This is a genomic window from Cryobacterium flavum (assembly GCF_900103805.1).
Taxonomy (GTDB): Bacteria; Actinomycetota; Actinomycetes; order Actinomycetales; family Microbacteriaceae; genus Cryobacterium; species Cryobacterium flavum.
Genome location: NZ_FNIB01000001.1, coordinates 281,656 through 296,832 on the forward strand (window position 1 = coordinate 281,656; position 15,177 = coordinate 296,832).

General features: G+C 62.8%; 14 protein-coding genes and 1 pseudogene. 8 read left to right on the forward strand and 7 right to left on the reverse strand.

Translation table 11 applies throughout. The annotated features are described in order from the left end of the window. Positions 1-7: 7 nt before the first annotated feature. A complete protein-coding gene (locus BLS91_RS01340; protein WP_198412765.1) occupies positions 8-1,465 on the reverse strand; it encodes a purine-cytosine permease family protein in 1,458 nt (485 codons plus the stop codon). Positions 1,466-1,523: 58 nt separating this feature from the next. Further along, a complete protein-coding gene (gene speB, locus BLS91_RS01345) occupies positions 1,524-2,474 on the reverse strand; it encodes an agmatinase (protein WP_092338783.1) in 951 nt (316 codons plus the stop codon). Between the two features lie 357 nt (positions 2,475-2,831). Between speB and BLS91_RS01350 the strand changes: the two genes are divergently transcribed. The 4 genes from BLS91_RS01350 (at position 2,832) to BLS91_RS01365 (ending at position 6,830) form a co-directional block, all read left to right on the forward strand. Then, complete coding sequence (locus BLS91_RS01350) at positions 2,832-3,950, forward strand: extracellular solute-binding protein (protein ID WP_092338785.1); 1,119 nt, start codon at positions 2,832-2,834, stop codon at positions 3,948-3,950. Between the two features lie 125 nt (positions 3,951-4,075). Continuing rightward, positions 4,076-4,864: an ABC transporter permease gene (locus BLS91_RS01355; protein ID WP_233197209.1), complete on the forward strand. Its 789-nt coding sequence runs from the start codon at positions 4,076-4,078 to the stop codon at positions 4,862-4,864. After that, a complete protein-coding gene (locus BLS91_RS01360; RefSeq protein WP_092338466.1) occupies positions 4,861-5,646 on the forward strand; it encodes an ABC transporter permease in 786 nt (261 codons plus the stop codon). The genes BLS91_RS01355 and BLS91_RS01360 overlap by 4 nt, the downstream gene beginning before the upstream one ends. Beyond that, positions 5,643-6,830 carry an ABC transporter ATP-binding protein gene (locus tag BLS91_RS01365; RefSeq protein ID WP_092338468.1) on the forward strand — a complete coding sequence of 396 codons (1,188 nt, stop codon included), beginning with the start codon at positions 5,643-5,645 and terminating at the stop codon, positions 6,828-6,830. Before BLS91_RS01360 ends, BLS91_RS01365 begins: the two co-directional genes overlap by 4 nt. 73 nt (positions 6,831-6,903) lie before the next feature. Here the strand turns inward: BLS91_RS01365 and BLS91_RS01370 are convergent, their stop codons facing one another. Both BLS91_RS01370 and BLS91_RS01375 read right to left on the reverse strand, forming a co-directional pair. Then, positions 6,904-8,196 carry a flavin monoamine oxidase family protein gene (locus tag BLS91_RS01370; RefSeq protein ID WP_092338470.1) on the reverse strand — a complete coding sequence of 431 codons (1,293 nt, stop codon included), beginning with the start codon at positions 8,194-8,196 and terminating at the stop codon, positions 6,904-6,906. 11 nt (positions 8,197-8,207) lie between these two features. Further along, positions 8,208-9,446, reverse strand: a complete 1,239-nt coding sequence (locus BLS91_RS01375) for a flavin monoamine oxidase family protein (protein ID WP_092338472.1) — start codon at positions 9,444-9,446, stop codon at positions 8,208-8,210. Between the two features lie 218 nt (positions 9,447-9,664). Here BLS91_RS01375 and BLS91_RS21095 point away from each other — a divergent pair. The 4 genes and pseudogenes from BLS91_RS21095 to BLS91_RS01385 all read left to right on the forward strand — a co-directional run. Then, positions 9,665-9,805, forward strand: a pseudogene (locus BLS91_RS21095) (AsnC family protein); the annotation flags it as partial. Between the two features lie 45 nt (positions 9,806-9,850). Continuing rightward, on the forward strand, positions 9,851-10,639 hold the full coding sequence (locus BLS91_RS01380; RefSeq protein ID WP_092338474.1) for an Lrp/AsnC family transcriptional regulator: 789 nt from the start codon (positions 9,851-9,853) through the stop codon (positions 10,637-10,639). Between the two features lie 79 nt (positions 10,640-10,718). Next, positions 10,719-10,802 carry a hypothetical protein gene (locus BLS91_RS19460; protein WP_233197219.1) on the forward strand — a complete coding sequence of 28 codons (84 nt, stop codon included), beginning with the start codon at positions 10,719-10,721 and terminating at the stop codon, positions 10,800-10,802. A 171-nt stretch (positions 10,803-10,973) separates the two neighbouring features. Further along, positions 10,974-11,918, forward strand: coding sequence for a cytochrome b/b6 domain-containing protein (locus BLS91_RS01385; RefSeq protein WP_092338476.1), 945 nt, complete (start codon positions 10,974-10,976; stop codon positions 11,916-11,918). Here the strand turns inward: BLS91_RS01385 and BLS91_RS01390 are convergent. Genes BLS91_RS01390 through mmsB form a run of 3 tightly spaced genes read right to left on the reverse strand, consistent with a single transcriptional unit; the run spans position 11,915 to position 15,162 of the window. Continuing rightward, the gene (locus tag BLS91_RS01390; RefSeq protein WP_092338478.1) at positions 11,915-12,694 is read right to left on the reverse strand and encodes an EI24 domain-containing protein; all 780 of its coding nucleotides are present in this window, start codon (positions 12,692-12,694) and stop codon (positions 11,915-11,917) included. The genes BLS91_RS01385 and BLS91_RS01390 overlap by 4 nt on opposite strands. A 56-nt stretch (positions 12,695-12,750) precedes the next feature. After that, a complete protein-coding gene (locus BLS91_RS01395; RefSeq protein WP_092338479.1) occupies positions 12,751-14,235 on the reverse strand; it encodes a CoA-acylating methylmalonate-semialdehyde dehydrogenase in 1,485 nt (494 codons plus the stop codon). Positions 14,236-14,265: 30 nt separating this feature from the next. Beyond that, positions 14,266-15,162, reverse strand: coding sequence for a 3-hydroxyisobutyrate dehydrogenase (mmsB, locus tag BLS91_RS01400; RefSeq protein ID WP_092338481.1), 897 nt, complete (start codon positions 15,160-15,162; stop codon positions 14,266-14,268). Positions 15,163-15,177: the final 15 nt, after the last annotated feature.

The following is a 15,177-nucleotide window of genomic DNA, read 5'->3' on the forward strand; positions in this document are numbered from 1 at the left end:
GGTGTCGCTAATCGGCGGCTCCTTCCAGCTCGAGTTCGCTGCGGACGCGAGCTTCGGCCTCGGCCGCGTGGTCGAGGTTTCGTGAGAATAACAGATAGAGCCCGCCGGAGACGATCAGGCCAACGACGAAGGAGATGTCAGCCCCGCCCAGCGCCGCTGAGACCGGTCCGACGTAGAACGACGTGTAGAAGAACGGGATCATGGCAACGAAACCGATGAGGTAGGCGACCATTCCCCGCCAGGCCCAGCGACCGTAGATGCCCCGCGGGTTGAAGATCTCGGCGATTGCGTACTTGCCGTGTCGCACGAGGTAGAAGTCGACCAGGTTGACGGCGGTCCACGGCACGAGGAAGTACAGCATGAGAAGCACGAAGTTGTTGAAGCTGCTCAGGTAGTCGTCGGGGATGAGCAGGGCGATCGCGAGGGTGACCAGACCGACAACGGTGAGCCCGATCACGCGCAGGCGCACGGTCGCGGAGACTTTGCGAAACCCGTCGACGGCGGTTGTTCCAGTGAGCATGGCCCCATAGGCATTGACACCCATGATCGAAATCAAGGCCACCGTTGAGACCAGCACGGCAAAGGTGCCGAACCCGGGGAAGAGCATGTCACCGACGGTCTTGATGGCGCCGATCGCGTCGGCGTCGGGAATATGGCTGCCGAGGAGGGCACCGAGCGACATGAGCCAGGATGCCGACAGCGCCGCGCCGAGGTAGGTCCAACCGATGAGTTTGGGGGCCGAAGCGTTCTGCGGGAGGTAGCGGCTGTAGTCGGAGACATAAATCGCGTAGCTGATGTTGTAACCGGCGGCCAGCGAGAACATCACCAGAAAGGACGCTCCATCCCAGCCCGCGGTGCTCGCGGTTTCGGTGACCGTCGTGGAGTCGAAGTGAACGATGGCTAGCACCGTGATGATGACGAAGACGACGACGAGAAGGCCGGTGAGCCAGCGCTGGATGAAGTGGAGCAGATCGTGGCCCACGACGGCGATCAGGATCGAGAGCGCAATCAGGAACGGATACCAGAACAGCTTGTCGCCCGGAAAGGCCAGCAGGAGGCCCTGGGTGGCCAGGATCGTGTCGAAAACCATGAAGCCGATGTAGACGAAGACGCTCGCCGCGAACGGCACGATGGCACCGCGGCTGCCGAACTGGGCGCGGGACTGGATCATCTGCGGAAGGCCGGTGCGTGGCCCCTGATTAGCATGAAAGGCCATGAAGAAGGTTCCGAAGCAGGCGCCGGTGATGACCGCAAGAACGGTCCACCAGACGCTGAGCCCGATGACCGGTCCGATGAAGCCGATCACCATGGTCGGCAGCACGAAGTTGCCGGTGAACCAGAACGGCCCCTGATGCCATACTTTTCCGTGCCGCTCGGACCTCGGCACGTAGTCGATCGAGCGCTGCTCGATGACAGTACCCCGCCGCTCGGAGTCAGTGCTGGGAGGCGAAGCGGGGTTCGTCATGTTTGTCGACATCATTGTCCTTTTTGGTGTGCGGAGGCTGCGGGAGGCAGGGCGAGTGCTACGCGGAAGGAGTCATGGCTGAGATGATCTCGTAGGCCACGTGCGAGGCAGCCACGGCCGTGATCTGCGCGTGGTCGTAGGCCGGGGCAACTTCAACCACATCGGCCCCGACCAGGTTCACGGCTCGCAGGGCACGAATCATGGCCAGCAGTTCCCGGCTGGTCATTCCGCCGGCTTCGGGGGTGCCCGTGCCGGGAGCGTGGGCGGGATCGAGCACGTCGATGTCGACGGAGAGATACACGGGGCGGTCACCGAGCCTGGCGAGCATCCGTTCGATTGCGCGGGCCAGTCCCTCGGTTTCGAACTCATGACTGGCGATGATCGCGAAGCCGAGACGTTCATCGTCGCGGAGATCGTCGCGGGAATAGAGCGGGCCGCGGATGCCCACGTGCATGCTGGCCTGCATATCGATCAGGCCTTCCTCCGAGGCACGCCGAAACGGCGTACCGTGCGTGACCGGCGCCCCGAAATATGTGTCCCAGGTGTCGAGATGGGCATCGAAGTGCAGCACGGCGACGGGGCCGTGGCGCTCGGCAACAACCCGAAGCAGGGGAAGCGCGATGGTGTGGTCACCGCCGATGACGACCAGACGTTTGCCGTCGGCCGACAGCTCGGAGGCTGCCTGCTGAATTTGGGCCACAGCCTCGGTCAGGTTGAACGGGTTCGCGGCGATGTCTCCGGCGTCAACAACCTGCTGAGTGGAGAACGGTTCCACGTCCTGCACGGGGTTGTACGGACGGAGCAGTCGGGAGGCCTCGCGCACGTGAGCCGGGCCGAAGCGGGCGCCGGGGCGGTAGCTCACCCCGCTGTCGAAGGGCACGCCCACAACGGCGATATCGGCCCGACGAACATCCTCGAGCCGCGGCAGGCGGGCGAAGGTGGCGATTCCGGCGTAGCGCGGAGTCAGGCTGGCGTCCAGGGGGCCGATTGGCTGCTCATCGTTGGACATCAGCATCCTGCTTTCGTGTGAATCGGTATTTAGTTTTACTAATATGCAACAAAACTTGCCTTTTGTCCAACTATGGGGCGAGTGGTGGCCCACTCGGCCTGCACCGCAATTCGGGCGTGCAGCGCATCGAACTCGCGCATATTTCGTCACAAATGCGTAACGACTTGCCAATTTGAGTGTTGTACACCGGGAACCATTCAAATATTCGCAAATAAATTGCTCAATTATGGAGAATTAGTCGCGCTTGCGGATTTGAATTGCTACGTTGGGGGCTATCGATTCCAGGAGCGTGCGGTGCAGCCAGTGGCTGTGTTGGTCTCTGGGGGTTCACAACGGAGTGAAGAAAGAAGGATGACCATGCGAAATCCGAAATTTAAGCGCCAGCTGGGCGCTCTCGCGTTGGGTGGAGTAGTGACTCTGCTCATCGCCGGCTGCGCGGGGGGCGGTGCGGCTGCACCAGTGGTCGAGCGAGACCTCGGCACGCCAGTGGCGGGCGTTGTTCCCGAAGGAGTCTTTGACGGTGTGACGTTGACCTATGCGGCTTCCGGTGGAATTTTTCAGGATGGTCAACGAGACGCTGCGTGGGATCCGTTTGCGAAGATCTCGGGCGCGACTTTCCTGCAGGACGCATTCGACGCCGGCAAGCTCAAGGCAATGGTCGACAGCGGCAACGTGACCTGGGATGTCACCAACGCGACGCAGTTCGACACGGCTCGCGGCTGCGGAACGCTGTACGAGGAGTACGACTACTCGCAGGTGGATATTTCCAAGGTTCCCGAGGGAACGATCACGGACAAGTGCATGGTGCCCAATATTCTCTACGGTCTCGTTGTGGCGTACAACACTGATGCGTTCGGTGACAATCCACCAACGAGCGCCGCTGACTTCTTCGACACCGAGAAGTTTCCGGGCAAGCGCACGGTCAGCCAGTCTCCATACGTCGATCCTCAGACGGTGGAGTTCGCCCTGGCCGCCGACGGAAAAGACATCAATGATGTGAAAGTTTCCGACATCGAGACCGCCTTCGACAAGTACCGTGCCTTGGGCGACGACGTGATCGGCTGGACCTCCGGTGCTCAAGCACAGCAGCAGCTCGAATCCGGCGAAGCCGTCATGGGGCTGGTTTGGTCAGGTCGCGGATACGGTGCGGCTGCGGCTGGTGCCCCGATCGCACCCATGTGGGACGAGTGGATGATCATGGTCGATTCGACTGCGATTCCCAAGGGCGTGAAGGACCCGCAGGCGGCGTTCGCCGCGGTCAATTTCTACCTCGGCGCAGACCAGCAGTCACGCATGACGGAGCTGACCTCGTACGGGCCGGTCAACGTCGACGCGACGCCCAAGGTTGACGCGTTGTTGAACACGTGGCTCACCACGGAACACCTCAAGTCCGGTCACGCTCCGAACATCGATTTCTGGGTGGAGAACTACGATGCTCTGTCGGCGGCATGGGCCGGCTGGGTCACCGGTAGCTAACCCGCATGGTTCATGCAACGTCCACTCACAATCGGGGCAAGCGCTCTGGTGATGGCGGTGACCCGGCGAGACTGGCTCGAGAGCCAAAGAACTGGCGCCCGTTTCTCCTTCTGATCCCCGCCTTCGTGATCGTCTCGTTCTTCTTTCTCGCGCCGCTCGTTGATGTCTTCATCCGAAGCATCAGCGATCCGGTGTTGGGAATCCAGAACTACGTCTGGCTGTTCACCACGCCCACCAACATGGTGGTTGCCCTGCGTACATTCGGAACATCCTTCCTCGTGACGATCGTCTGCTTGCTTATCGCGTACCCGTACGCATATTTGATGACGATCGTGAGTGATCGCACTCGCAACATGTTGCAGTTGTTCATCATGCTGCCGCTATGGACGAGTATTCTGGTGCGCACCCTCGCCTGGTTGGTGCTGCTGCAGGACACCGGCCCGATCAACGGTCTTCTCCAGTCGTTGTTCGGCATCGGCCCGCTGCCCTTGATCCGCAGCACCTTTGGCGTGGCGCTCGGGATGTCCCAGGTGCTGCTCCCGTTCATGGTCTTGCCGATCTACTCGGCGCTGGCCAAGATTGACAAGCGGTTACTGCCCGCTGCGGCCAATCTAGGGGCGCGACCGGTGACGGCATTCTTCACGGTTTATCTGCCGCTGTCTCGACCAGGGATATTTGCAGGTTCCGTGACGGTCTTCATCCTGGGACTCGGCTTCTACATCATTCCCGCGCTGCTGGGCTCGTCAAAGGAAATCATGATGTCTGCCCTGATGTACCAGCAGATCAGCGGGTTCCTCATGTGGGGCCAGGGCACGGCGCTCGGGATCTTCATGCTGACCGCGACAATCGTGGTGCTTGTACTCGTCGGCCGTTTGGCCAAGGGTACGAGCCTGTTTGCGGGGAGGGTGAAATGACGCTGAAACGTGCACTGGGCGCACTGGCCGCTCTCATCATTCTGTGGTTGCTGCTGCCAACTCTGGTCATTATTCCCATGTCGTTCAACTCCGCGGCGTCGTTCAACTTTCCGCCGCAGGGATTTTCCCTGCAGTGGTACGAGAACTTCTTCACCGACCCGGCCTGGTTGCGCGCCTTGGGCTCATCGCTGCAGGTGGCGCTGGTCACGATGGTGGTCGCGACCTCAGTGGGGATCATGGCGGCGATCGGACTGTCCAAAGTCAGATTCCGCGGAAAGGCCCTGCTGGAGAGCTACTTCCTGACACCCTTGATCGTCCCGGGCATTGTTATCGCTATCGGGCTCTACTCGCTCTTCCTGCGATTCAATCTGCTCGGTACATTGCCCGGATTCGTGCTGGCGCACACGGTCGTGGCACTGCCGCTCGTGATCATTAACGTGACCGCCTCGTTGCAAGGCGTGGACCCGCGATTGGAGCAGGCCTCGGCGACTCTGGGCGCCGGACGGCTGCGCACCTTCTTCAGCATCACGCTCCCGCTGATAATGCCCGGAGTGACCGCGGGAGCACTGTTCGCTTTCGTCACGTCCTTTGACGAAATCATTCTGTCGCTCTTTATTCAGAGTCCGCAGTTGCAGACGCTGCCGGTGAAGATCTACAACAGCGTCACACAGGCGAGTGATCCCACGGTCGCAGCTGTCGCCGTGATAGCGATGTTCACATCTGTGCTGGTCATGCTCACCGCACAATTTGCTACCCGCAAGAGAAAGCGAGTTTCGGCATGAAACCGGAAACAACTACGTCCACACTGGATCACAACGAACGAGAACTCCGGCAATTGCACCTCAACACCGAAGTCATCAGTGTGATCAACGATGCGGGGATCAGCCTGCGCGATGTAACGAAGCGCTATGGCAAGAAGGCCGTCGTCGATGCGATCAATCTCGTGATCGAACCGGGCGAATTCATGACCTTTCTGGGCCCGTCCGGATCGGGCAAGACGACGACACTCAACATGATCGCCGGGTTTGTTACCGCCACGGAGGGGCTGCTCCATATCTATGGCAAACCCGTCGCCAAGCTGCCGGCACATAAACGAGACATCGGAATGGTGTTTCAAAACTACGCATTGTTTCCGCACAAGACCGTTGCCGAGAACATTGCCTATCCGTTGGAGCGACGCAAGATCGGAAAGGCCGAACAAAAAACGATGATCGCGGGCGCGCTCGATATGGTGCGCATGGGAGAGTTCGGTGATCGTTACCCCGCCGACCTGTCGGGCGGTCAGCAGCAGCGCGTGGCGCTCGCTCGCGCGCTCGTCTACAAGCCCCGTGTTTTGCTCATGGACGAGCCGCTCGGCGCACTCGATAAGAAATTGCGCGAATGGCTTCAGAAGGAGATAAAACGAATCCACCGAGAAGTTGGATCAACCTTCGTGTATGTGACACACGACCAGGAGGAGGCGTTGTCGCTTTCTGACCGGATCGCGGTGTTCAACAACGGTCGGATCGAGCAGGTCGGCAGTCCGGCCGAACTCTACCAAAAACCGGAAACACTGTTTGTGGGCCGGTTTCTCGGTGAATCCACGGTGTTGTCCGGCTCGATGGTCGGCACGGTCGATGGAATATCGACACTGGATATTTCCGGACATGCAATCCGCGTTCCCGGCCAGAAGAAGTCGAGTTCTCTGGCAATTCTCATTCGCCCGGAGAACATCACCCTGTACGAAGAGGGCACCGAGCCGGGGTCGTCAGACATGAATACGCTGCCGGTCACCGTTCTGGACGCCAATTATCTCGGTTCGGCCTGGCGCTGTGAGGTGGAATTGCCCGACGGCAGCGTCGGAACCGTTCGCGAAGCACACTCCGCCGCGGTGCGTGAGCCGGGCACTCGTGCCCTGATGCGGTGGAATATCGATGCGGGTGTGCTCCTCGAGGACACCGGCGACGAGGGAGTGTCGCTCACCTAGCCCTTCACCGAGCGCGCGACGCGCGGGTGAACGAGGTGGAAGCGGCCGGGCCCCGATTGGGCGTCCGGCCGCTTCAGCCTGCCAGAGCGGCCGATACCAGTCGGGCCTCGCGCAAGCCGCTCTCGATGGCGCCGTCGATGAACCCGCCCCAGAGATCGGCAGTGTCGCAACCCGCGAAGTGGAGCACACCATCCGCCAGCTGCAATTGCGGGAGGTCGCGAGTGAGCTGTCCCGGGCGGTGGGTCATCCACGTATTCTGCGACAGGGGATCCTTCATCCAATCATGGGCAGCAACACCGAGTACTTCAAGGTCGTCGCGCCACACGCTCAGGGCGGCCTGAACCTGTTCGATACTGGTCACATCGATAGCCGCGTGATCCGGGCCGAAGCCGACCAGAATCGAATGATCCTCCTCGATGAATTCGCTCTTGAGGACCGAGATCGGGTGATGCTGAGACGCGTAGGCGAAAAACCGCGGCAAGCGACCACGCACCTTGATCCAGACCTTGATTCCCTGCGAGGCCACCCGCTCACGGTTGGCTTGCCGCCAAACACCGGGGAGTGCCGGTGTCACCGCAATGGTGTCGACTGCGTTGACGGGCAGGGTCATGACCACGCGCCGTGCCCGAATTTCACCGCCATCGGAAAGAGTGACGGTGGCACCATTCTTATGGTGGTCGATGGCGGTGACCGTCGAATTCAGGCGGATGTCGCCGCTCACGTCGGCCGCAATGGCCGCGCTGAACGCGGACATGCCTCCCGCCACGCGATAGGTCGCCGAGGCTTCGTGCATCAGCGGCCAGTGGCCGCCGGTCGCACTCGCCCAGCGCAGGGCACTGGAGAGCCCAACCGACTTCAGCGGTGCGTTCACGTGCCCGACCCACACGGATTCGTTTGCCGAGCGGGCCTCATCGTCTAGGTTCAAGTCGTCTATTCGCTGCTGCAGTGACTGGCCGTCGAGCTCAGTGATCGAGCCGACCGTTGGATCGATCGCGCGCGGAATCGCGGTGAGGGCATCCTCAACTATTCGTCGTTGACCGTCGTCGATGAGTGACAGAAAATCGTCGAGCGTGCCCTTTCTGGGCGCGTCCCCGGCACCGAGCCAGTACGCTTCCTCAGCGACCGGGCTGCGAACGATGCGCCGGCCGTATCGGGCTATTTCTGCCCACACGTGGGGTTGTATCCAGTGCACCCACGTTCCACCGAGTTCGAGGTCGTGTCCGAGGACATGGTCGGTCCAGGTGCGACCCCCCACCCGGTCTCGCGCTTCGAGCACGATCACTGCGTGACCCGAGCGGCCAAGCTCTCGAGCGGCCACCAGCCCGGCGAATCCGGCGCCGATGACGATAACGTCTGTTGTTTCCACGCTGCCGCCCCTCACAGGTCCCGTTGTCGGGCCAGGTCCACGATGGCGTGGGCTGCCCGGTAGCCCGACACGACAGCACCGTTCAGGGACTGCTGGAGCCCGGTATGCTCACCGGCAATTGCGACCAACCCCGCAGCGGAGTCGAAGGCAGACGCGTCCTCCGGCCTCCAATCGAGGGCCGGTGCGGAGTAGGACCCCCTGGCCCACTCGTCGTTGGTCCAGTCAGTGAGCATGACGTCTCCGTCGATGACCAGTTCCGGACGCATCCTCTTGAGCTCGGTAATCCAACGTTCGGGCCCGTTTGCCGTATCGAGTGCAGCCAGGGCGGCGGATCCTCCCGCGAAGCAGGAGAGCGCCGGAACGCGATTCTCCCCGTCGACCGACATTGAACGCCACGACCACCAGGTCTGGTCAGCATTCTGAAGTGCCACGTCGCCATCGACAGCCGACAGGGGGACGCCCAGCTTCGCCGCCGTGCCCATCGAACGATGGTCAAGAGCAGATTGCTGTGCAACAGGAAGTGTGAACCCGAGAGTGATCTCGCGCAGAATCGGGAGCGGTACGGCGAGTACAGCCGCGCGGGCATCGACCGTGGTGCCATCGCGAAGGGTCGCCTGCACGCCGGAGGCAGACTGATCGATGGCGGCGATCGGGGACTCCAGCCTGATGGCCGCGCCCAGTAATCGGGCCACTTCAACGGCGAGTGACTGGTTGCCCCTCAGGAATCGTCCCCCGTCCTCGACGTAGCCTCCGGAGGCGGAAGACTCGTGCATCAGCGCAGCTTCTGCGCTGATGCACTGAGGGTCTCCGGCCAGCGACGTTGCAATTCGCCGATATGCCGGGTGGCGCTGAAAATCCACTCCCAAGGTCGCCTGGAACACGGTGTCGACTGAGATTCGGTCCATACCGGATGCGAGCATCGCCGTGAGCGTGGCGTTCAGCCGTTCCCCCACGGCATTGAGCTCAGCGACGGTCAAGTGTGCGCCGTCGACCGTTCGTCGGGCGTAGCGCACGTTGTGCGTGAGGATGGGCACCTCGACCTCCGCCGCTAGACGTCGAATGGCGAACTCAGTCGGAAAGACGTACTCGCCGCCGCGCTCGGTGAGCTGACCGTTGCTGAGCGTCTGGGACCACGTGCGCCCACCGACCCTATTGCGGGCCTCAAGAACCACTGGATCATGACCTTGCTGGCGCAGTTTCCATGCGGCGGTGAGGCCCGCGAGCCCAGCGCCAATTACTATAACCTTCACGATTCCCCATCAGTTTGTGGCACGAGGCCCAGCTCCTGCGCTGAGTGACGTTCAACTTCATCGTTGATACTGTTTGCACCTTTACGGCGTCAATAATGAAAAAGAGTATCTGAAACCGGTTGAAGTGTGTGCATATTCCCAAGAATCCCCGATCTGATCGCGAAATTGTGCGTCGGTGTGGCAGTATTCGAGAGACCCGACAGGGAGATGAGGTGACAGTGTCGAACAGTGACGGACCTTCCGTTGAAGAGGATCGTGTCGTCGACTGCCTACGACGAGACGGTCGTGCATCGTACTCATCCATTGCGGAAGAACTCGGTCTCACCAGAAATCGTGTTTCTGAAATCGCGAAATCGGTGGTTGATCGCGGTCAACTGCGATTCACAGCGAGCGCCAATCCACGCATGTTCGGTTTTCGGCTCGAGGGTCATCTGCACGTTGCACTCCGCGGAGACGCGTCATCGCTCTATGAAGAGATGATCGCCTCATCCTTGACAACGTACGTCTCCACGACGACCGGAGACGCCGGGCTGTGCATTCAGGTGCGCTGTCGCGTCGACACGGAACTCGTCGAGCTGCTGGCCGGAATCCGCGAACACCCGGAGGTGCTGTCCATCCAGGTGCACCATTATCAAGCCATCACCCACAACGTTTATGCGCCCACCCTGCAGACGGAAGACGAATACGCTCTTGATGAGACGGACATTCAGTTGGTCGAGACGCTTGAACGCGACGGCCGCGCTCCGGTGAGGGTGCTCGCTGAGGCCCTCGGTCTTCCCGAAAGCTCCGTGCGCCACCGGATGACACGGCTCATCGAGGGGGAGATCATCCGTGTCGTCGCTGTTCCGCGGCGCGAGTTCGGGCGCGCGCACACGCTGGCTCTCGGACTGGGAATCCGGCACTCCGGCGGTTCCCGCACGGGTCTGGACGCCCTGCGCCGACTCGGCGTGGAGTTCATGGCCTCAACGACCGGCGATTTCGGCATCATCGCCACGGCGGTGTTCAGCACGGTGCGAGAGGCGAACGATTTCGTGGAGGTGCTTCGTCGTGAGCCCTGGGTTACTTCCCTCTCAACATGGCTCCATCTGCAGATTCTTAAAGAGGACTACAGCGTGGCTGCCTACCGCCACGCTCGACAACGTATCGACACTCTCGAGCGCAGTTCCGACGACGCTGTCACGGGCACGGCCTAGGGGGCTGGCAGCAAAGGGGTCTCGGACGTCACTCCGGCATGAGGTCACGATGGGGGCGGGGAGCTAGTCGAGGTTGGATGTGTCCAGCGGCGTCGAGTCGAGCCGTGGGGTCAAAGATCCTGTCCTCATGCGAGCCTTCGTCGATGCGGTTCGAGCCGCTTGATCGCCTACCGAGACAGATAAAGACAGAGTGAATGCGCAAAGCATCCTGACCCGCGATAAGACAGGGCCGGCTATGTGACCTGCCGCGTCAGCTGCCGCCACCCGGGTCGGGGCCGGGCCAGTATTCTTACGAAGACGCTGCGGCACTGTGCCATCGCGGGAACGGATAACGATGACGACGGGTGGCTCCCGGCCGGGAGAAACTCGGCCGAAACGGCGGCTCCGACTGGCCTGGATCGTTCCCGCCGGTCTCATCGTCGTGGCCCTGATCGTGCTGGCGGCGAACGGGGTGCGCGCCCTGCCGGCGGTCGAGTCCTTCCTGCGCAACTACCCCGGCGTCTCCACCCACGCGGCAGCCACGCCGGTAGGAGTTCCGGCCTGGCTGGCCTGGCAACACGGGCTCAACGCCTTCTTCATTTTGTTCGTCATTCGCACCGGATGGCAGGTGCGCACGACCAAACGCCCGTCCATCTTCTGGACGCGCACGAACACCGGGCTGCTCCGCACCAGAAATCCGCCGATTCGGATCACCCTCGACCTCTGGCAGCACATCGTCTTCGACACCCTGTGGGTGATCAACGGCATCCTCTTCTACGTTTTGTTGTTCGTGACCGGTCAATGGCTGCGCGTCGTGCCCACGAACTGGGACATTTTCCCCAACGCGATCTCGGCCGGGCTGCAGTATGCCTCGCTCGACTGGCCGACCGACTCCGGCTGGGTGCACTACAACGCCCTGCAACTGCTCAGCTACTTCGTCGTGGTCTTCATCGCGGCACCGATCGCACTGGTGACCGGCCTGCGCATGTCACCGGGCCTGTCTGCGCGGTTTCGCAGGCTCGACCACGTCTTTCCCCTGCCCGTGGCTCGCAAGCTGCACTTCGCGGTGTTGATCTTCTTCGTGGCATTCATCGTCGTGCACGTGACCCTCGTGCTCAGCACCGGCGCTCGCGCCAACCTCAACCACATGTATGCGGCGCGCAACGACACGGGCTGGCTCGGCGTCTGGATCTTCGTCAGCGCACTGCTGGTCACGGCCGCAATCTGGGTCGGCGCGCGTCCCGCCGTCGTGCGTGCGATCGCGGCGCGAAGCGGCCGCATCATTCACCGCAAGCGCTAAACCGGTTCCACTCTCGACGCGAGTACGTCTCGGCTGAGCATGGCTGCGCCAGCCACAGCCGCCGGCATGACGATGACGGCCGCGCCCGGAATCAGGAACAACAGGTAGGTGAGCACGCCGAAACCTAGGCTGCGCGGGCGGCGCGCGCGCAGCATCCGCTTGCGTTGGGTGAGCGTGAAGCCGCGGGCGTCGAAAGCGAAGCCGGTGAGTTCGAGAGTGAGAATCCAGCCGCCGAACAGCGCGCCGAGGACGAGGGCGAGCAGCTGGCCGAGGCCGGGTATCAGGCCGCAGACCAGAAGCAGCAGAGCGACCCCGACGGCCAGGCCAACCAGGCGCAGGGCGTCGGCCACCGCGCGCAGAATGCTGCGCAGCAGGCCGCGTGCGGGTTCGACGGGCGCGTCGCCGAGGCTGGTCTCGACCTCGCGCCAGATTCGCGCATAGAAGGGGTCGCCGACAGTGAGCGTTACCGCCACGAAGGTATATGCCAAGAGGAGAATACCGGCAGCCGCGACGGTCGCACCGGCCACGACCCGCATGCCGGTGCGCCAGGGCTCCCCCCAGCCGCTCGCGAACGGACTGATCGCCACGGCGATGGCCTGGAGATTGACGAGGAGCAGCACGATGCCGGCGAGGTAGACGATGCCGACGATAAAGGCCGGCAGGGCGCCGAGCAGCATGAGGCGCGGTGAGGTTCCCCACATTCTGAGGCCGCGGCCGAGAAAACCGGCCCCGACGAAGAACTCGCGGGTGGCGGTGGGACGGGTTGAAGGCGGCACCCCCACACCCTAACCCGCCGGTGTCGGGTCCCCGCGAGACCGGGGACCCGCCTCACTCAGGCCATCTGCGGAAAACCGAGGTCGATCTCCGAGGTAGCCGGGTCGGGCCAGCGGGTCGTGACGACCTTGCCGCGAGTATAGAAACGGATGCTCTCCGGTCCATACATATGCGCGTCACCGAACAGCGAGTTCTTCCAGCCGCCGAACGAGAACGATCCGACCGGTACCGGAATGGGCACGTTGATGCCGACCATGCCGGCTTCGATCTCGAACTCGAACTGCCGAGCAGCCCCGCCGTCCCGCGTGAACAGGGCCACACCGTTGCCGAACTCGTGCTCGTTGACGAGTTTCACGGCCTCGTCGAAGGTGTCAACGCGCACGATCGACAGCACCGGGCCGAAGATCTCATCGTCGTAGACCTTCATCCCGGGCGTGACGTGGTCGATCAGGCTGACACCGAGAAAGAACCCGTCACTGTCGAACTTCTGTGCCCGACCGTCGACGACCATGGTGGCGCCGGCCGCCTCGGCGCCGGCCAGGTAGGACGCGACCCGATCGCGGTGTTCTCCGGTGATCAGCGGGCCCATCTGCGAGGTCGGATCGGTTCCCGGGCCGACCCGGAGTGTCGTCATGCGCGACTTGATCGCGGCGACGAGGTCGTCGGCGATGCCGCCGACGACCACGAGCACGCTCACGGCCATGCAACGCTCCCCGGCGGATCCGTACGCGGCGTTGATTGCGGCATCCGCTGCCATCTCCAGGTCGGCGTCCGGCAGCACGACCATGTGGTTCTTGGCGCCGCCGAGTGCCTGTACCCGCTTGCCGTTGCCGGCAGCCCGGTTGTAGATGGACTTGGCGATCGGGGTGGAGCCGACGAAGCTGATGGCCTTGACCGCCGGGTTGTCGAGCAGTTCGTCGACGGCCTCCTTGTCGCCCTGCACGACGTTGAGCACGCCGGCCGGCAAGCCGGCCTCCGTGAAGATCTCGGCGATGAAAATAGCGGATGAGGGGTCTTTTTCACTGGGCTTGAGGAGCACCGTGTTGCCGCAGGCGAGGGCGCTGCCGATCATCCACAGCGGCACCATGGCCGGAAAGTTGAACGGGGTGACGCAGGCGACGACGCCGACGGCCTGGCGCACCGAGTGCACGTCGATTCCGTGGGAGACCTGCTGGGAGAAGTCGCCCTTGAGCATGTGCGCGAGGCCGGTGGCGAATTCGATGTTCTCGAGCCCGCGGGTGATCTCGCCGGCCGCGTCGGAGAGTACCTTGCCGTGCTCACTCGTCAGAATTGCGGCGAGCTCGCTCGTGCGCTCGGCGAGCAGCTCGCGCACCTTGAAGAAGATGGCCGTGCGCTTGGCTAGCGTGCTGGTGCGCCACTCGGGCAGGGCCGCCTGGGCCGATTCGATGGCGTCGATCACGACCGCGCGGGAAGCCAGCACGACCTGTTTCTCCTGCACGCCGGTGGCCGGATTGAATACGGGGCCAAATCGTTCGGACGACTCGACGCGCTGCCCGTTGATGTAGTGGGGAATTGTTTGCATGGAAGAGCTCTCTCTGGTGGATGACATGGTTCAGGCGTGCAGGGAGCCGTCGACGAGTTTGACGATCATGGAGCAGTCCTTGCCGCCCTCGCCCTCATCGATCAGGCGCTGAAAGAGTTCGGCGACGTGTTCGCCGATCTCGAGCGGCGTGTCGGTGGCGCGGGCGGCGACGATCGCCAGCCCGATGTCCTTGCTCGCGAGCGTTGCGGTGAAGGTCGGGGCGAAATCCCGGTTGGACGCGGCCGTCGCGACGACATCCTTGATCGGATACCAGGTGCGCAGCGCCCAGCTGTCACCCGACGAAACGGATGCGATATCCCAGAACACCTGCTTGTCCAGTCCCAGCCGCTCGGCCAGAACAGCGCCCTCCGCCGTTGCGGCGAGGTTGATGAACAGCATGAGATTGTTGCAGATTTTCGCGGCCTGGCCGGTCGTGGCGCCACCAGTCGGAATGATGTTCGCCGCCATCGGCTCGATGAACGTGCTGGCGTCAGCGACGGCATCCGCAACGCCTCCGATCATGAAGGTGAGGGTTCCGGCGGTGGCGCCGCTCATGCCGCCGGAAACCGGGGCGTCGACGAAGCGAAAGCCGGCCGCCGCTGCGGCATCGTGCAGGGCCTGGGCGGTCTCGATGTCGATCGTCGACGAGTCCACCAGCAGGGTGGCCGGATCGGCCGTGGCCAGCACGCCGTCGTCGCCGAAGTACACAGCACGGGCGTGTTCACCCTTGGGCAGCATGGTGAAGACGACGTCGGCGCCCGCGACGGCTTCGCTGATGCTCGCGACGGCGGTGACGCCCGCTGTGACGGCCGTGGCGACGGCATCCGGATTCAAATCGAACCCGCGCACCTCATGGCCGGCGGCCACCATATTGGCGGACATGGGCCCGCCCATGTTGCCCAACCCGATCCATGCGACTACTGACATTCGAAGCTCCTTTGC